This window comes from Blastomonas ursincola, assembly GCF_013607875.1.
Lineage (GTDB): Bacteria > Pseudomonadota > Alphaproteobacteria > Sphingomonadales > Sphingomonadaceae > Blastomonas > Blastomonas ursincola.
The window spans coordinates 33771-51443 of record NZ_VDES01000003.1; the positions used below are offsets into that span (position 1 = coordinate 33771).

At 64.7% G+C, this 17673-nt stretch carries 18 protein-coding genes; 6 read left to right on the top strand and 12 right to left on the bottom strand.

All coding sequences use genetic code 11. From position 1 onward, the window contains the following. The 7 genes from dxr to rpsB form a co-directional block, all read right to left on the bottom strand. Window positions 1-1212, bottom strand: coding sequence for a 1-deoxy-D-xylulose-5-phosphate reductoisomerase (gene dxr / locus FG486_RS14005; RefSeq protein WP_181268016.1), 1212 nt, complete (start codon window positions 1210-1212; stop codon window positions 1-3). A gap of 7 nt (window positions 1213-1219) precedes the next feature. After that, window positions 1220-2026 (bottom strand): phosphatidate cytidylyltransferase, encoded by an 807-nt coding sequence (locus FG486_RS14010; RefSeq protein WP_181268392.1) that lies wholly within the window; start codon window positions 2024-2026, stop codon window positions 1220-1222. Beyond that, a complete protein-coding gene (locus FG486_RS14015) occupies window positions 2013-2789 on the bottom strand; it encodes an isoprenyl transferase (protein WP_181268017.1) in 777 nt (258 codons plus the stop codon). The genes FG486_RS14010 and FG486_RS14015 overlap by 14 nt, the downstream gene beginning before the upstream one ends. After that, complete coding sequence (gene frr, locus FG486_RS14020; RefSeq protein WP_066282169.1) at window positions 2786-3343, bottom strand: ribosome recycling factor; 558 nt, start codon at window positions 3341-3343, stop codon at window positions 2786-2788. The genes FG486_RS14015 and frr overlap by 4 nt, the downstream gene beginning before the upstream one ends. 4 nt (window positions 3344-3347) lie before the next feature. Further along, the gene (pyrH, locus tag FG486_RS14025) at window positions 3348-4070 is read right to left on the bottom strand and encodes a UMP kinase (RefSeq protein WP_023836941.1); all 723 of its coding nucleotides are present in this window, start codon (window positions 4068-4070) and stop codon (window positions 3348-3350) included. A gap of 191 nt (window positions 4071-4261) precedes the next feature. Then, the gene (gene tsf, locus FG486_RS14030) at window positions 4262-5185 is read right to left on the bottom strand and encodes a translation elongation factor Ts (protein ID WP_066282170.1); all 924 of its coding nucleotides are present in this window, start codon (window positions 5183-5185) and stop codon (window positions 4262-4264) included. A gap of 136 nt (window positions 5186-5321) precedes the next feature. Then, window positions 5322-6104: a 30S ribosomal protein S2 gene (gene rpsB / locus FG486_RS14035; RefSeq protein ID WP_060978467.1), complete on the bottom strand. Its 783-nt coding sequence runs from the start codon at window positions 6102-6104 to the stop codon at window positions 5322-5324. Between the two features lie 346 nt (window positions 6105-6450). Here rpsB and FG486_RS14040 point away from each other — a divergent pair, with 346 nt between their 5' ends. Beyond that, window positions 6451-6726 carry a hypothetical protein gene (locus FG486_RS14040; protein ID WP_060978468.1) on the top strand — a complete coding sequence of 92 codons (276 nt, stop codon included), beginning with the start codon at window positions 6451-6453 and terminating at the stop codon, window positions 6724-6726. Here the strand turns inward: FG486_RS14040 and FG486_RS14045 are convergent. Together FG486_RS14045 and FG486_RS14050 are read right to left on the bottom strand one after the other, a co-directional pair. Continuing rightward, a complete protein-coding gene (locus FG486_RS14045) occupies window positions 6695-7516 on the bottom strand; it encodes a CDP-alcohol phosphatidyltransferase family protein (protein ID WP_181268018.1) in 822 nt (273 codons plus the stop codon). The two genes, FG486_RS14040 and FG486_RS14045, sit on opposite strands and share 32 nt — an antisense overlap. Window positions 7517-7565: 49 nt before the next feature. Next, window positions 7566-8300 (bottom strand): phosphatidylserine decarboxylase, encoded by a 735-nt coding sequence (locus tag FG486_RS14050; RefSeq protein WP_060978469.1) that lies wholly within the window; start codon window positions 8298-8300, stop codon window positions 7566-7568. 211 nt (window positions 8301-8511) lie between these two features. Here FG486_RS14050 and FG486_RS14055 point away from each other — a divergent pair, with 211 nt between their 5' ends. The 3 genes from FG486_RS14055 to FG486_RS14065 all read left to right on the top strand — a co-directional run bounded on the left by FG486_RS14055 (window position 8512) and on the right by FG486_RS14065 (window position 13208). Next, window positions 8512-9732 (top strand): NADP-dependent isocitrate dehydrogenase, encoded by a 1221-nt coding sequence (locus FG486_RS14055; RefSeq protein ID WP_066282172.1) that lies wholly within the window; start codon window positions 8512-8514, stop codon window positions 9730-9732. A gap of 7 nt (window positions 9733-9739) precedes the next feature. Then, window positions 9740-11374: a bifunctional GNAT family N-acetyltransferase/carbon-nitrogen hydrolase family protein gene (locus FG486_RS14060; RefSeq protein WP_066282176.1), complete on the top strand. Its 1635-nt coding sequence runs from the start codon at window positions 9740-9742 to the stop codon at window positions 11372-11374. Between the two features lie 61 nt (window positions 11375-11435). Continuing rightward, a complete protein-coding gene (locus FG486_RS14065) occupies window positions 11436-13208 on the top strand; it encodes a cation:proton antiporter domain-containing protein (RefSeq protein WP_066282177.1) in 1773 nt (590 codons plus the stop codon). A gap of 194 nt (window positions 13209-13402) precedes the next feature. On the opposite strand, the gene rlmN is transcribed toward FG486_RS14065, so the two are convergent. After that, complete coding sequence (gene rlmN, locus FG486_RS14070; protein WP_479682245.1) at window positions 13403-14656, bottom strand: 23S rRNA (adenine(2503)-C(2))-methyltransferase RlmN; 1254 nt, start codon at window positions 14654-14656, stop codon at window positions 13403-13405. Window positions 14657-14737: 81 nt separating this feature from the next. On the opposite strand from rlmN, the gene FG486_RS14075 reads away from it, so the two are divergent. Then, window positions 14738-15148: a low affinity iron permease family protein gene (locus tag FG486_RS14075; RefSeq protein ID WP_181268020.1), complete on the top strand. Its 411-nt coding sequence runs from the start codon at window positions 14738-14740 to the stop codon at window positions 15146-15148. Here the strand turns inward: FG486_RS14075 and FG486_RS14080 are convergent. Beyond that, window positions 15145-15636 carry a hypothetical protein gene (locus FG486_RS14080; RefSeq protein ID WP_181268021.1) on the bottom strand — a complete coding sequence of 164 codons (492 nt, stop codon included), beginning with the start codon at window positions 15634-15636 and terminating at the stop codon, window positions 15145-15147. The two genes, FG486_RS14075 and FG486_RS14080, sit on opposite strands and share 4 nt — an antisense overlap. After that, a complete protein-coding gene (locus FG486_RS14085; RefSeq protein ID WP_066282186.1) occupies window positions 15633-16289 on the bottom strand; it encodes a histidine phosphatase family protein in 657 nt (218 codons plus the stop codon). Before FG486_RS14085 ends, FG486_RS14080 begins: the two co-directional genes overlap by 4 nt. A 188-nt stretch (window positions 16290-16477) precedes the next feature. On the opposite strand from FG486_RS14085, the gene dnaN reads away from it, so the two are divergent. Beyond that, window positions 16478-17596 carry a DNA polymerase III subunit beta gene (dnaN, locus tag FG486_RS14090; RefSeq protein ID WP_023836928.1) on the top strand — a complete coding sequence of 373 codons (1119 nt, stop codon included), beginning with the start codon at window positions 16478-16480 and terminating at the stop codon, window positions 17594-17596. The last annotated feature ends 77 nt before the right edge of the window (window positions 17597-17673 follow it).

Below are 17673 nucleotides of genomic sequence, written 5' to 3' on the forward strand. Positions count from 1 at the left end.
TCAGTTCCTGGTTCGCACGGAGGAGGCAGCATGCACGCGTGCCTCTCGATCAATCGCCAGCACATCCTGCAGGCTTTGCGGCTCCTGCGGGCTATAGCCTGCCAGGACCTCCGACACAATTGCGGCAATATCGAGAAATCCGATCTCTTCGGCAAGAAACGCCGCGACCGCGATTTCATTCGCGGCGTTGAGGATCGCGGGCGCGCCGCCGCCCGCTGCAATCGCCTGACGGCAGATGCCGGGGCCGGGAAAGCGTTCGTTATCCAGCGGTTCGAACGTTAACTGGCCGATGGTGGCAAGGTCGAGCGGCGCACAATCGGTCGCGATCCGGTCGGGCCAGGCCAGCGCCGAGGCGATCGGGATGCGCATGTCGGGCGCGCCCAATTGTGCCAGCGTGGAACGGTCGCGATACTCGACCATCGAGTGGATCACCGATTGCGGATGTACCAGGATGCGGATGGCATCGAGCCCGACCGGGAAGAGGTGATAGGCCTCGATCAGCTCGAGCCCCTTGTTGAACATGGTCGCGCTGTCGACCGAGATTTTCGCGCCCATCGACCAGTTGGGGTGGGCGACGGCTTGCGCGGGACCGGCGACGCGCATCTGATCGAGTGTCCATGTGCGGAAAGGTCCGCCGCTCGCGGTCAGCGTGATGCTTTGCACCTGATCGTAGGAGGCGCCTGCAAGGCACTGGAATATCGCATTATGCTCGGAATCGACCGGGAGCAGCGTCGCCCCCGAGCTGCGCGCCGCCTCGATCATCAGCGCGCCCGACGAGACCAGCGCCTCCTTGTTGGCGAGCGCAACGCTGCGTCCGCGCAGCAAGCTGCGCATGATCGGCGCGAGCCCCGCACAGCCGACGATCGCAGCCATGGTCCAGTCGGCGTCGAGATCGGCCGCGTCGAGCAGAGCCTGCGGGCCCGACCAGGCCTGGGTGGCGCTGCCCTCGAGCGCTTCAGCCAGCGCCTGATGCTGCGCCGGGTCGCCGATCACAGCGACCTCGGCGGAGAATTCCCGCGCCAGCTTCGCCAGTCCTGCGGCATCGCTGTTCGCGGTCAGTGCGACGATGCGATAGGCCAAGGGGTTGAGGCGGATGAGATCGAGCGTCGAGGTGCCCACCGATCCGGTTGCGCCGAATATGCTGATCGAGCGCGGCTCAGCGGACGGCGGCGGCACGATCAGGCCGGGAGAGAGCGTTTCGGGGCGCGACATGGAATGTTTATCCTAGCGCCCAAAATGCGTTGGCTGCAACCAGAGTTGCAACGATCGGTGCGACGGGCACAAGTCCGTCGACGCGGTCGAGAATGCCGCCATGCCCGGGGATCAGCGTACCCGAGTCTTTCACGCCTGCCTGGCGCTTCATCCAGCTCTCCAGAAAGTCGCCCATCTGCGCAACGATGGCGAGCGGCGCGCTCGCCAGCACGAGGATATAGGGCAGGTCGAGATGCTCGCGCAGCAGCATCGCGAACAGCAGCGCTGCCGTCATGCCGCCGGCCAGGCCCGCCCAAGTCTTGCTGGGGCTGATCGACGGGGCGATCTTGGGCCCGCCTATGCCGCGCCCGGCAAAATAGGCGCCGATATCGGTCGCCCAGACGGTCGCCATCGTCCAGAAGGCGAGCAGCAGGCCGTTCTCCTGCTGGCGCAGATAGAGCAGCGCCATGACCGGCAGCGCGCAATAGAGCACGCCCCAGGCGAGGCGAAAGCCGCGATCGATCGTCGCGATGAAGAAGGCTCCGCCGATGATGAAGCCCAGCGAAAGAAAGCCGGGGCCATCGGCAAAGGGGGAGAGCATCGAAAGCGGTGCCATCAGCGCGAGCATCGACAGGCGGCGGCGCTCCATCCGCCCGACCAGCCCGGCCCATTCGTGCTGCATCGCCAGCGCACCCGCCATCAGCAGCAGCCAGAAGGCGATGCCGCCCAGCCACAGCGCGGTTCCGGCGATCGCCACCAGCACTATGCCCGAAACCGTGCGGATCGCGAGATCCTGGCCGAACAGGGACCGCTTCACCGGTTCAGCGGCCACCAAAGCGCCTTTCGCGAGTGGCATAGGACTGGAAAGCTTCCGCGAGCGAATTCCCGTCGAAATCCGGCCAGAGCGTGTCGGTGAAATAGAGTTCGGCATAGGCCGCCTGCCAGAGCAGGAAGTTGCTCAGCCGCTGCTCGCCCGATGTGCGGATCAGCAGATCGAGCGGGGGCAGGTCGCTGGTGTCGAGCATGGCATCGATATGCGCCGCCTCGATCGCGTCGGCGTTGACCTCACCGCGCGCAGCCGCAGCGGCAAGCGCACGCGTCGCGCGCACAAGCTCGTCCTGCGCGCCGTAATTGAGCGCGATGACGAGCGTCGTGCCGCTGTTATGCGCCGTGCGCTCCACAATGTCGTCGATCATTTCGACCAGATCGGGCGCGAGCACGCGATAATTGCCGATGATCTTGAGCCGCACGTTATTGGCGATGAACTCGTCGACATCGGCGCGGATGAAGTGCCGCAGCAGCCCCATCAGGTCCGAAACCTCGTCCTCCGGACGCTTCCAGTTTTCCGACGAGAAAGCGTAGAGCGTCAGCGCCTCCAGCCCCATGTCGCGGGCCGCGCGCACGGTGGTGCGCACTGCCTCGACGCCCTGCTTGTGGCCGACAAAGCGGGGCAGGTTGCGCCGCGCGGCCCATCGGCCATTGCCGTCCATGATGATGGCGGCGTGGCGCAACCCGCAGGCAGGCGCCAGCCCCGCATGTGCAGGCGCTGCGGAATGCGCCTCTGCCTTGGACAGCTTGGGGCCGGGCCGAAAGATCACTGGCCCAGAATTTCTTTTTCTTTCTGCGTCGCGGCGGCATCGGCCTGGGCGATCATGTCGTCGGTCAGCTTCTGCACTTCTGTCTCGAAGCGCTTGCGCTCGTCCTCGCTGATCACGCCCTTCTTCTCGTCGGTCTTGAGCGAATCCATGCCGTCGCGGCGGACATTGCGGATCGCGATGCGCGCCTTTTCGGCATATTGACCGGCGAGCTTGGCCAGTTCCTTGCGGCGTTCCTCGGTGAGGTCGGGGATCGGCAGGCGCAGCGTCTGGCCATCGACGATCGGATTGAGGCCGAGGCCGGCCGAGCGGATCGCCTTGTCTGCCGGGCCGACATTCGACTTGTCCCAGACCTGCACCGACAGCATGCGCGGTTCGGGCGCGGACACCGTCGCGATCTGGGTCAGCGGCATGTGCGCGCCATAGACCTCGACCGTCACCGGATCGAGCAGCGTGGTGTTGGCGCGCCCGGTGCGCAGGCCCGAAAGATCGCCCTTGAGCGATTCGACCGCGCCGTTCATCCGGCGCTCGAGATCTTTCTTGTCAAACTGTGCCACTGGTTCAGTCCTTCTGATGTACGGTTGTCGCGGTGCCTTCGCCGCTCAGAACGCGGGCAAGATTGCCCTGTTCGCGGATCGAGAACACCACGATGGGAATGGAATTGTCGCGGCAGAGCGCCACGGCGCTCGCGTCCATGACCTTGAGATTGTCCTGCAACACCCGGTCATAACTCAATGTTTCGTAACGCACGGCGGTGGGATCGAGCTTGGGATCGGCATTGTACACGCCGTCGACGCTAGTGCCCTTGAGCAGCGCATCGCACTTCATTTCGGCCGCGCGCAGCGCCGCGCCGGAATCGGTGGTGAAATAGGGCGCGCCGACGCCCGCGGCGAAGATCACGACGCGGCCCTTTTCGAGGTGGCGCTGGGCGCGGCGGCGGATCACCGGCTCGCACACCTTGTCCATCTCGATCGCCGACTGGACGCGCGTGGGCACGCCCATCTGTTCGAGCGCGCTCTGCATTGCGAGTGCGTTCATCACCGTGGCGAGCATGCCCATGTAATCGGCCTGCGCACGGTCCATGCCCTTGGCTGCGCCTGCCATGCCGCGGAAGATGTTGCCGCCGCCGATGACCAGGCAGATTTCAAGCCCGGTGTCCTTGGCCGCCTTCACCTCTGCGGCCATGCGCGCGACGGTGGCGGGATCGATGCCGTACTGGCCGTCGCCCATCAGGGCTTCCCCCGACAGCTTCAGGAGGATGCGGCGGTAGGATGCGATGGTCATGAATGTTCCGGTATCTGGAATGAAATGCGGCGCTTCTGGCCGAGTGGCGCGCACCATAGTCAGTGCATCCGGCACTGCCAAGCACGTTCCTGCACAGTTTGACGTCACGCGATCGATCGGGCGTCGCGGACGCAAAAACAGCGGGCAGCCCCAGGGGCCACCCGCCGTCTTTTTGCTGAAAGGCTAAAGGCTTAGAGGCCTGCAGCCGCCGCGACTTCGGCTGCGAAATCGGTTTCTTCCTTCTCGATGCCTTCGCCGAGCTGGAAGCGGACATAGTCCTTGAGCACGATCTTGCCGCCCGCATCCTTGGCGGCCTTGGCCACCACGTCGGCGATCGGGGTCTTGTTGTCGATCACGAACAGCTGGCTGAGCAGCGCGTTTTCCTTGGCGAACTTGGCGATCGCGCCATCGACCATCTTGGCCTGCACTTCAGCGGGCTTGCCGCTTTCGGCCGCCTTTTCCTCGGCGATCTTGCGCTCGCGCGCGATCAGCTCGGCATCGAGGCCATCGGCGTTCAACGCCAGCGGGAAGGCCGCCGCAATGTGCATGCCGATCTGCTTGCCCAGCGGCTCGAGCACGTCGGCAGCGACATCGCCTTCGAGCGCGACGAGCACGCCGATCTTGCCGAGGTTCGGCGCGACGGCATTGTGCATGTACGACACGACAACGCCCTGATCGACCGAGACGGTCTTGATGCGGCGGATCGACTGGTTTTCGCCGATGGTGGCGATCGAGCTGGTCAGCTTGTCGCCGACGCTGCCGCCATCGGGATATTCGGCCGACTTGAGCGCTTCGACATCGTCACCGGTGGTCAGGGCGACCGAGGTCACCTTCCGGACGAAATCCTGGAACTGGTCGTTCTTGGCGACGAAGTCGGTTTCGCTGTTCACTTCGACGGCCACGCCCTTCAGGCCGGCGACCTCGATGCCCACCAGGCCTTCGGCGGCGGTGCGGCTCGACTTCTTCTGCGCGGTGGCCAGGCCCTTGGCGCGCAGTGCGTCGACGGCGGCTTCGATATCGCCATTGGCTTCGGTCAGCGCCTTCTTGGCGTCCATCATGCCAGCGCCGGTGCGCTCGCGCAGTTCCTTGACAGTAGCAGCGGTTACAACAGCCATGTTCGTGTTCCTTGTTTTGAATATGGACGCAGGGGCCACGGGTGCGGGCCAATGCCCGGCCCGTAGCCCCTGCATGTGTCAGTTTTGTGCAAGCAGGGCAGGGGCTGGCCCCGCCCGGCTCGATCAGCCAATCCGATTAGGCGGCGTCGCCGGCATCGGCAGCGGCGTCTTCCAGCGCGGCTTCTGCCGGCGGTTCGGCCATCTCGCCGACATCGGCGCCCGAAGCCACGGCAGCGCCGGTGCGGCCCTTGGTGGCGGCAGCAGCAACAGCGTCGCAATAGAGGCGGACGGCGCGCGCGGCGTCATCGTTCGCGGGAACCGGGAAGGCGATGCCCTGCGGGTCGACGTTCGAATCGAGGATCGCGATCACCGGGATGCCGAGAACATTGGCTTCCTTGATGGCGAGGTCTTCCTTGTTCGCGTCGATCACGAACATCACGTCGGGAATGCCGCCCATGTCGCGGATGCCGCCGAGCGACAGTTCGAGCTTATCGCGCTCGCGGGTCAGCTGCAGCACTTCCTTCTTGGTGAAGCCCGAGGTGTCGCCGGCGAGCTGCTCTTCGAGCATCTTGAGGCGCTTGATCGAGCCCGAGATGGTCTTCCAGTTGGTGAGCATGCCACCCAGCCAGCGGTGGTTGACGAAATGCTGGCCGCTGGCGCGGGCCGCTTCGGCGATCGGGGCCTGGGCCTGGCGCTTGGTGCCGACGAACAGCACCTTGCCGCCTGCCTGGACGGTGGCCGAGACGAATTCGAGCGCGCGTGCGAACAGCGGCACGGTCTGCGACAGGTCGAGAATGTGGATGCCGTTGCGCGCGCCGAAGATGTACGGCTTCATGCGCGGGTTCCAGCGGTGGGTCTGGTGGCCGAAATGCGCGCCGGCTTCGATCAATTGCTGCATGGTGACGACAGGTGCCGCCATAGGGATTTCCTTTCCGGTTGTGCCTCTGGAAGACGGGAACCTTGTGGGCCTGACCCTCAAAGGGTGGCCGGGGCACCGGTATGTGTGTCTTCCATGTGGATTGCATGCGGCACAGCGCCGCGTGCGAGCGGGCCCTTAGGCGAACTGGCGCACGAAATCCAGTCTCAAAATGTGCGACGAACCGAATTTTCCGGTTGACGATGCGAAACATAAGTGGAACAAAACACATACAAAGAGAGGCAAGGGCTCCGGATCGTCCCGATATGGAACCAATGGCTTTCCACTGAGTTATCCACAATGTTCCACCGGGCTCCAATCCGGCGGACGCAAGTCAGGATGTAGCGTTATGTTTGCTGTAGCCATTGCCCTGTTCTTCGCCGCCGCCGCAATCGGGGCCGTGCTTGTCATCGCCCAGTCGTTCGCCGGATCGGCGGAGCGCTTCGATGCGCTGTTCGCCGCCTATCGCGCTGCAGGACAGGGGCGGGTTGCCCAGGGCCAGATGCGTGCTGTCGCGACCTATGTTCCAAACCGCGCGCCCGATTACAGCCCGCGCAACGTGATCGCGATGCCGGTTCGCGGCAGCGTCCGCGTCAGCCAGCCGGATTGGCGCGCTGCCGCTTGACCCTGGCGTAGGATGCGATGCCGAACGGGATTAGCGCCAGATAGATCAGGCAAATTGCCGTCAGCGTGATGAACGGCACGGTAAGCAGCGACGCTGCCGTGATCGCGAACACAGCAAGCGCTTCCAGGCGAATGTTCTTTCGTACATTGAGCGACGACCAGCTGAAGGTCGCAACATTCGATATCATCAGGAATGCGATCAGCAGAACCCAGGGGCCGATGACGCTATAGTGTCGGAAGATGTCCTCACCCGTCTCGATCCACAGGTAAAGTGGCAGCATGGCGAGGCCAGCGCCGGCCGGGGCCGGGATGCCGGTGAGATAGCCTGCAGATTTGTGCGGTTGATCCTCCAGATCGATCTGCGCGTTGAACCGCGCGAGCCGCAGCGCGCAGCATACCGCGAGCGTGAGCGCGATAAGCCAGCCGAAGCGCGGCAGCTCGTTGAGCGACCACAGGAACAGGACAAGGGCAGGCGACACACCGAACGCGATCGAATCCGCCAGCGAGTCCAATTCGGCCCCGAACCGGCTTTGCGCCTTGAGCATTCGCGCGACGCGTCCGTCGATCCCGTCGAGCACGCCTGCCAGCACGATCGCGCCCGCTGCCAGCGGCCATTGGTCCTGCAAGGCGAAGCGGATGCCGGTAAGCCCGCAGCACAAGGCGCTGGCGGTGATCGCGTTGGGGACCATCGCGCGCAGCGTCAGTCCTTCGCGGAGGCGAAAACGGCGTCCCGCCAGATAACGGATCGGACCGCGGCGTCCGCGACGCTCCAACGGATCGCGCTCGCTCATGCCGTGATGCTCCTTGAAGGACCGGATGCCGGGGCAGGGGACTGTCGCATCAATGCGCGATCCCTTCGCGCACCGGTGCGTCACCGACAATGCCGAGCACGGTTTCGCCCGCGACAATGCGCTGGCCCTTGACCACATTGGGTGCGGTGCCGCGCGGCAGATAGACATCGACCCGGCTGCCGAACCGGATCAGCCCGACGCGCTGGCCGACCGCAACGAAATCGCCTTCCTTGACGAACGGCACGATCCGCCGCGCGACCAGGCCTGCAATCTGGGTAAACCCGATGCGCAGACCGTCCGACCGCTCGACCATGATGTGCTGGCGCTCGTTCTCGTCGCTCGCCTTGTCGAGATCGGCATTGAGGAACTTGCCCGAGATATAGACGATGCGCCGGATGGTGCCGCCGATCGGTGCGCGGTTGATGTGCACGTCGAACACGCTCATGAAAATCGATACGCGCCAAAGCGGATCGGGGCCCAGTCCGTCATGGTCGGCCAGCTCGATCGGCGGCGCGACCTCCTGGATCAGGGTGACCAGGCCATCGGCCGGCGCGACGACGAAGCGCTCGTCGAGCGGCGTGACCCGGGCAGGGTCGCGGAAGAACGCAAGGATCCACAAGGTGAGCCCGCCCATCGGCCAGGCCAGCGTTTCCCATGCCATCAGCGCGAAGATGAGCGTGATGCCTGCTGCGATAACGGCGAATTTGCGACCTTCGGGATGGACCGGGGGCAGGCTCCAGCTCGCCAGGCCCTTGCCCCGGTTATCCAGTAATTCTTGCGACATGCCCGCCCTCTTAGGGACACTGACCGGGTGTGACAACGGCCAATGGCCCCACAATGCGGTGAATGCTGCGCTGCGGCATAAACTTGCTAGTGATTTGCAATACTGAAAGTGCAGCGATTGCGCTGATCCGCAAGGTTGAAACCTCGCCCGACTTTGCTAAGAGCGTCCCAGATTTCCTGATTCCTCCCTAGCAAGAAGGCGCAAAATCCGCATGGCAAAGATCAAGGTGGCCAAGCCCGTCGTCGAAATCGACGGCGATGAAATGACCCGCATCATCTGGGAGTGGATCCGCGAACGCCTGATCCTGCCCTATCTGGACATCGACCTGAAATATTACGACCTGTCGATCCAGAAGCGCGACGAGACCAACGACAAGATCACCGTTGACGCGTCGAACGCGATCCGCGAGCATGGCGTCGGCGTCAAGTGCGCCACCATCACGCCGGACGAGGCGCGCGTCGAGGAGTTCAACCTCAAGAAGATGTGGAAGTCGCCCAACGGCACCATTCGCAACATCCTGGGCGGCGTCGTGTTCCGCGAGCCGATCGTGATCTCGAACATCCCGCGGCTGGTGCCCGGCTGGACCGACCCGATCGTCGTCGGCCGTCACGCTTTCGGCGACCAGTACAAGGCGACCGATTTCCGCGTGCCCGGCCCGGGCAAGCTGCGCCTGGTGTTCGAGGGCGAGGACGGCACCACGATCGACGAGGAAGTGTTCCAGTTCCCGTCCTCGGGCGTCGCGATGGCGATGTACAACCTTGATGACTCGATCGCCGATTTCGCCCGCGCATCGATGAACTATGGCCTCGATCGCGGCTGGCCGACGTACCTGTCGACCAAGAACACGATCATGAAGGCCTATGACGGCCGCTTCAAGGACATCTTCGAGGAGATTTACGAGAAGGAATTCAAGGCCAAGTTCGAGGCCGCCGGCATCACCTATCAGCACCGCCTGATCGACGACATGGTCGCGTCCGCACTGAAATGGTCGGGCAAGTTCGTCTGGGCGTGCAAGAACTATGACGGCGACGTTCAGTCGGATACTGTCGCGCAGGGCTTCGGCTCGCTCGGCCTGATGACCTCGGTGCTGATGACCCCCGATGGCAAGACCGTCGAGGCGGAAGCCGCGCACGGCACGGTCACCCGCCACTATCGCATGCACGAACAGGGCAAGGCGACCTCGACCAACCCGATCGCCTCGATCTTCGCCTGGACCCGCGGCCTCATCTATCGCGGCCGCTTCGACGAGACGCCCGAAGTGGTGCGCTTCGCCGAAACGCTGGAACGCGTCTGCATCGAAACCGTTGAGCAGGGATCTATGACCAAGGACCTCGCCATCCTGATCGGGCCCGACCAGGCCTGGATGACCACCGAGCAGTTCTTCGAGGCGATCCGGGTCAATCTTGAAAAGGAAATGGGCAACTGGGCATGAGGGGTTGATGGCGCAACGCAGCAGCAAGGCACGGCTGGAGGTCAGGCAGGCACGCAGGGGCGATATTCCCGGAATATCGGCCCTGGTCGAGCGAGCCTATCCCAGCCTGCCGCCGTACAAGTTCGGCGAGCTGCGCGGCCAGATCAACAATTTCCCCCAAGGCCAGTTCGTCGCCATTCTTGACGGCGAGATCGTCGGCTATTGCGCCTCGTCGCGCGTGACCGAGGCCATGGCCTTCGGTCCGCACGACTGGGAAGAGATCAGCGGCAACGGCTTCGGCACCCGCCATGTGCCCACCGGCGAATGGCTTTACGGCTATGAAATGTGCGTCGACCCCGCCCAGCGCGGGGTCCGCATCGGCAAGCGGCTCTACGAGGCGCGCCGGGCGCTGGCCGAACAGCTCGAACTCAACGGCATCGTCTTTGCCGGGCGCATCCCCGGCTATGACCGGGCCAAGCGCACCAAGAAGGCCGAGAGCCCCGAGGACTATCTCGCCAAGGTGATCGACGGCAAGCTGCGCGATCCGGTCATCGGCTTCCAGATCGCCAACGGTTTCACCCCCGTCGGCATATTGAAGCGCTATCTGCCCGAGGATCGACAGTCGCGCGGCCATGCGGCGCACATGGTCTGGCGTAACCCCTATGTGAACGCGGACGAACCACCCAAGCACCGCGTCCCGCGCGGGGTGGAGAGCGTCCGGCTCGCCACGGTGCAGTTTCAGGCGCGTGCGGTCGCGAATTTCGAGGAATTCGTCCGAAACGTCGAATATTTCGTCGATGTTGCAGCGGATTACCGGGCGGACTTCGTACTGTTTCCCGAAATGTTCACCATGTCGCTGCTGTCCTTCGCCAAGAAGAAGATGGGGCCGCAGGAAGCGATCGAGGCGCTGAGCGAGTTCACCCCGCGCATCCGCGACGAGCTCACCCGCATGGCGATGGAATATAACATCAACATCATCGGCGGATCGCACCCGACCCGCGCCGATGATGGCGATATCCAGAACATCGCGCTGGTGGCGCTGCGTGATGGATCGATCCACGCGCAGGAAAAGATTCACCCCACGCCCAACGAGCGGTACTGGTGGAAGATCAAGGGCGGCGACAGCATCGACGCGATCCAAACCGATTGCGGGCCGATCGGCGTGCTCATCTGCTATGACAGCGAGTTTCCCGAACTGGCGCGCCGTCTGGCGGACGAGGGCGCGCGGATCATCTTCGTGCCCTTCTGCACCGACAGCCGCGAGGCCTATATGCGGGTGCGCTATTGCTGCCAGGCGCGCGCGATCGAGAATCAGTGCTATGTCGTGATGTCCGGCAATGTCGGTAATCTGCCCGATGTCGAGAACATGGATATCCAGTACGCGCAAAGCTGCATCCTGACGCCGTGCGACCTGCCGTTCGCGCGCGATGGCATCGCGGCGGAGGCGAGCGAGAATGTCGAGACGCTGACGATCAGCGACGTCAATCTGGATGACCTCAGCTGGGCGCGGCACGAGGGCACGGTGCGCAACCTGGGCGATCGTCGCTACGACCTCTACCACATTGAATGGGACCGCGCCGTTGGGCGCGGCAATGCCGCCGCGAAGCGCGAACGCGCCCGTCAGGCGGCGCCTGCAGGGCCGCAGGGCGGCGGGGGCGGCTGATCGCTCGCATCAGAATGATTTATGGCTGACATGCTGTCCTTTATCCGCCATGAATTGATCCATGCACACGCCCTTTGAGAATCCGGTCTTCAGCGATGCCCTGGTGATCCTAGGGGCGGCTGGCATCGTCATTCCGGCCTTTGCGCGGCTCCGGATCAACCCTGTCATCGGTTTCATCCTGGTCGGCATGCTGGTCGGGCCATCGGGCCTCGGCTCGATTGTCGACCAGTTCCCATGGCTCTATCACATCACCATCACCGACCGCGAGGCGATCGATCCGTTCGCCGAATTCGGCATCGTGATGCTGCTGTTCACCATCGGGCTCGAGCTGTCGTTCAAGCGCCTCTGGGCAATGCGGGTGCAGGTGTTCGGGCTGGGCTCGGCGCAGCTGCTGGCCTCCGGGCTGGTGATCGGCTTTGCGCTCAACCTGATCGGTCAGCCGCTCGCCGGCGCCCTCGGCCTCGGCATGGCACTCGCTTTGTCCTCGACCGCGCTGGTGCTGCCGATGGTCGGCACGACCGGGCCGGTCGGGCGTTCGGCGCTCGCCATGCTGATCTTCGAGGATCTGGCGCTGGTGCCAATCATCTTCGCGCTCGGCGCGCTGGCGCCGCGCGCCGAGGCCGCCGGACTGGACGGGCTGGTCGAGACCTTGTGGCTGGGTGGGCTGACGATCGTCATCATGCTGCTCGCCGGGCGCTATCTGCTGCCTTATCTGTTCGCGCAGGCGGCGCGCACCAAGAGCCCCGAGCTGTTCCTCGCAGCATGTCTGCTCGTCGTCATCACCGCTTCGGTCGCCACGGCGGCGGCGGGCCTGTCGCCGATCGTCGGCGCGCTGATCGCGGGCGTGATGATCGCGGAAACCGAATATGGCGACGAGGTCGAGATCATCACCGCGCCGTTCAAGGGGCTGGCGCTTGGGGTGTTCCTGATCACCGTCGGCATGTCGGTCGATCTGCGGGTGGTTGCGGCTAACTGGCAATCGCTGGCGATCGCCGTGGTCGGCGTGTGCCTTATCAAAGCGGTGGTCACCGGCGGGCTGTTGCGGCTGGTCGGCGCACGGCGCGGGGTTGCGGCGGAAACCGGCGTTTTGATGGCCAGCCCTGCCGAAACCACGCTGATCGTGCTCGCCGCGGCAGTGCAGGCGCAGCTGATCCAATCGAGCACCGCGCAATTCTGGCAGATCGTCACCGCGATCGGCCTCACGATCACGCCGCTGCTCGCCAAGCTCGGCCACGTCATCGCCACGCGCATCGACATGCGCGCGAGCGAAAGCGCTGCTCCGGACGAGGAATCTGCAGGTGCGGGCAGGGTGGTGCTGTTCGGCTATGGCCGCGTGGGCGAGATCGTCTCGGACATGCTGGCCAAGCACAACCAGCCCTATGTCGCGATCGAATCCAATGTCGATGTCGTGGCCGCCGCGCGGCGCAAGGGCGTGCCGATCCTGTTCGGCGATGTCGCCCGGCCCGAACTGCTCGACCGGCTGCGGCTCGGCCATGCCAAGGCGCTGATCCTGACGATGGACGATCCGGTGCTGGCGGTGCGCATCGTGCGCCGCGTCGCCGGCTGGGTGCCGGACCTCACCATCATCGCCCGCGCGCGCGATGCCAATCATGCCGCAGAACTCTACCGCGCCGGCGCTACCCTGGCCGTGCCCGAGGCGCTGGAAAGCTCGCTGCAGCTGTCCGAGGCCTTGCTGGTCGATCTCGGCATCGCCATGGGCCCGGTGATCGCGTCGATCCACGAAAAGCGCGACGAACTGCGCCGCAAGATCATGCAGGAGGGCGAGCTGTCCAAGCAGCCGCTGCTCAAATCGGGTGAGGCGCCGGCGGGGTAGAAACGAATAGCGTCCAGCAGACCGCCTCTCCCTCGATGGGAGAGGCAGCGAGACTTGGCGACGAAGGAGCCTAGTCGCAGCGGTGAGGGTGATGGTGCGGCTGGGTCTGCGGGTCTACGGAAGGACAGAGGGCACGATCTCGCGCGTTCACCCCCACCCAACCCTCCCCCATCAAGGGGGAGGGCTTTGAGGTCTTAACCCAAAGCCGCCTGCTTCTCTTCCGCCAGCCGGTCGAGCTCGGCGCGGCTCTTCTTCTCCGCGGCGGACTTGAGCTGGCCGCAGGCCGCCATGATGTCGCGGCCGCGCGGGGTGCGGACGGGTGCGCTGATGCCGCCTTCGAACACGATGTCCGAAAAGCGCTTGATCCGCTCCGGGTCCGAGCATTCGTACGCCGCGCCGGGCCAGGGGTTGAACGGGATGAGGTTGACCTTTGCGGGCAGGCCATAGGCCTTGAGCAGCCGGACGAGCTCGCGCGCGTCCTCGTCGCTGTCGTTCTTGTCCTTGAGCATCACATATTCGAAGGTGATGCGCCGCGCGTTGCTCGCGCCGGGATAGTCGGCGCAGGCCTGGAGCAGCTGTTCCAGCCCGTATTTGCGGTTCAGGGGCACGATCTCGTCGCGCACCTCCTTGGTCACCGCGTGCAGCGAGACCGCCAGGTTGACGCCGATCTCCTCGCCGCAGCGCGCCATCATCGGCACGACGCCGCTGGTCGAAAGCGTGATGCGCCGCTTGGACAGCGCGAGGCCATCGCCATGCATCACCACCTTCATCGCGTCGCGGACATGATCGAAATTGTACAGCGGCTCGCCCATGCCCATCAGCACGATATTGGTGAGCAGCCGACCATCGGCGGTATAGGCGGCGGCGTCCTCGTCCTCGTCGAGCCGGTCCATCGCGCCCTTGGGCCATTCGCCCAGCGCATCGCGCGCCAGCATCACCTGGCCGACGATCTCGCCCGGGGTGAGGTTGCGCACCAGCCGCATCGTGCCGGTATGGCAGAAGCGGCAGTTGAGCGTGCAACCGACCTGGCTGGAGATGCACAAGGTGCCCCGGTCAGCATCGGGGATGAAGACCATCTCGTAATCCTGGCCGTCATCGGTGCGCAGCAGCCATTTGCGCGTGCCGTCGCTCGATACCTGCGCCTCGATGATCTCGGGCCGGCCGATGACGAAGCGCTCGGCGAGCCAGGGGCGCATCGGCTTGGCGATATCGGTCATTGCGTCGAAATCGGTGACGCCGCGATGGTAGATCCAGTGGAACAGCTGTTTGGAGCGCAGCTTGGCCTGCTTGCGGTCGAGCCCGGCAGCCTCGAGCAGCGCGCCGATATCCTCGCGCGCAAGGCCCATCAGGTCGCTGCGGCCATCGGCGCGCGGCGTGATCGCGCGCGGCACAGGCACGGGGTCGATATGGCCCGGAATGGGCATGGAGATCGGGGTTTCGGCGTTCATGGCGGCGCACATAGTCAAATTCGCCCGCAATTGCTAGCTGTGCCGCTGGCGCAGCACCGTTCCCCGTCTTCAGGAGCCCCCATGGATCGTTTCTTCACCGTGATTGCCACCCGTGTCGCCTGGCTGGTGGGCAGACCCTTTGCCTTTTTCGCGGCGACACTGATCATCGTGATCTGGGGGGTGACGGGGCCGGTGTTCGACTATTCGGATACCTGGCAGCTGGTGATCAACACCGGCACCACGATCATCACCTTCCTCATGGTGTTCGTCATCCAGAACAGCCAGAATCGCGATGCGGCCGCGATGCAGGCCAAGCTCGATGAGCTGATCCGCGCGCAGCAGGACGCGCGCAACGCCTTTATCGGCATCGAGCATCTCACCGATGTGCAGATCGACGCGATCCGCGCCGCTTTGGAAGAGGAGGGGCGCGCCACTGGCGACCATCACAAGGCGGCGCATGCCAGTGTCGAGCGGCTGCTCGATCGTATCTAGCTGCGGCGCGCACATCCCAAAGCTGCCGCGTCCATCGCGGTCGCGGCCCCTTTCAGCAGATACAGGTCGCGTATCGTGTTGCCGCGCGCGTCCTCGCTGCTGGCGGTCATCTCGCGGGCCGAGCGCATCGCGGCGATGATGCTCGCGTCCATCGTCTTGTCGCGCGCCCAGGCATCGCCGCCGCCGCCGGTCAGGCGAAAGCGGCGGATGCCGATGGTCAAGGTGACGGCCTGGCCTTTGGCCATCGCGCGGCTGAGCCGCAGATGGAACTGGCCGCGTACGCCGCGCTTCGGCCAGTAGCCGATGCTGGCAAAGGGGCGATATTGCTGGGTCCCGCGCACCTCGTCAGGCTGGGCGATGGCATAGCAGCGGGGCACCTGCGGATCGCGGAACGCGCCCCAGGCGTCGAACACGCCCAGGCTGTCGCGCGCCTCAGCCGCGGTGGCCAGCGCCGCCAGCAGCAAAAGCGCGGCGGCGTAGTGCCTCACGCATGGCCTCCGCCGGTGCCGGTGACGACGACATGCTCCACGCCATTCTCGATCATCACCACCGATCCCTGCGGAAGGCCGGGCGCGATCGGCGCGCCGAACTCGGGGTGCACCGAAATCCCCAGCAGCACGCCGCGCAGCACCCGGCTCGAAATGCCGTGCATGATCACCAGGCGGTCGCCCGGTTCACCCGCATGATCGGCGAGCCAGCCCGTCACGCGCTCGGCAATCTCGGGATAGCATTCGCCGTCGGGGGCAGGGGTGAGCAGCATGTCGGCGCTGACGATCGGTCCGACTTCCTCGACGACTTCGGCATAATAACGCCCGCCCCAGCAACCCATGCCGATCTCGGCAAGACGGACATCGCGCGCGGCATCGTGCCAGTCGAGCCCGAGATGTTCGGCGATCACCGCTAGCGTCTGCAGCGCGCGGCCCGTATCCGATGCCCAGAGCTTCAAATCCGGCTTTGTTCCCAGCACGCCCGCGAGCGCTGCGCCCATGGCGTCGGCCTGGGCAAAGCCCGCTCGGGTCAGCGGGGTGTGGAGATGGTCGCCCTGCAGCCTTTTCGCGGCGTTGAATACGGTCTCACCATGGCGCGCGATGAACAGGCGACCGGGCACCGGCGGGCAGGCAAAGCGGGAATTTTGCGTCATATCGAACCCGTTTCGGCAAAGGGGCGGGAATAGGCAAGCCTATCCCGTCATTTTCCACAGTTTTGGCGCGTTTCCCCGGCTATCGGCTTGCCCCTAAAGCCAATCTTGTTAATGAAGTGGGTCCGGAATCTGCCTGCGTGGCGGATATGTCATTTGCTGATGAGGCTGCAGCGCCTCGGGGGATTTTCATGAAAGCGACAATCGAACGCGCGACGCTCCTCAAGAGCCTCAGCCATGTTCAGTCGGTGGTGGAACGGCGCAACACGATCCCCATCCTGTCGAACGTGCTGATCGAGGCGTCGAGCGATGGCGCGCTGCGCTTCATGGCGACCGATCTCGACCTGCAGATCGTCGAGACGATGAGCGCCTATTCGGTCGAGACCCCCGGATCGATCACGGTTTCGGCGCACACGCTGTTCGAAATCGCGCGCAAGCTGCCCGATGGCAGCCAGGTGATGCTCGATGCCGCCGACGGCAAGATGCTCGTGCGCGCGGGCCGCAGCCGTTTCACGCTGCCGACGCTGCCGCGCGACGATTTCCCGGTGATCGCCGAGGGCGACCTGCCGACCAGCTTCGAGCTGGCTGCGGCGGAGCTGGTGCAGATCATCGACAAGACCCGCTTTGCCATCTCGACCGAAGAGACGCGCTATTATTTGAACGGCATCTTCCTGCATGTCGCCGATGACGACCGTCCGGTGCTCAAGGCCGCGGCGACCGACGGCCATCGTCTCGCGCGCGTGACGCTCGACCGGCCCGATGGCGCCGAGGGCATGCCCGACGTGATCGTGCCGCGCAAATGCATCGCCGAACTGCGCAAGCTGCTCGACGAGCGCGGCGATTCGCGCGTGCAGGTCGACCTGTCGGCGAGCAAGATCCGCTTCACCCTGGGCAGCGCGATCCTGACCTCGAAGCTGATCGACGGGACCTTCCCCGATTACAGCCGCGTCATCCCGACCGCGAACGACAAGCTGCTCAAGATCGATCCGCGTGCCTTCGAACAGGGCGTCGACCGCGTCGCCACCATCGCCACCGAAAAGACCCGCGCGGTCAAGATGGCGCTGGAAAAGGACAAGATCACGCTCTCGGTCACCAGCCCGGAAAACGGCACCGCGGCCGAAGAGGTCGAGGGCCAGTATGGCAGCGACGGCTTCGAGATCGGCTTCAACGCGCGCTATCTGCTCGACATCCTGGGCGAGATCGATGGCGATGTCGTCGAACTGCACCTGGCCGACAGCAGCGCCCCGACGCTGATCCGCGAGAACGACAAGGCCACCGCGCTCTACGTGCTGATGCCGATGCGCGTCTGACGCGCATTTGTTCTCATCCAACCAAGCTCTTCATTCCCGCGAAAGCGAGAATCCCGCTTCTGCGCCTGTCGTCGAGA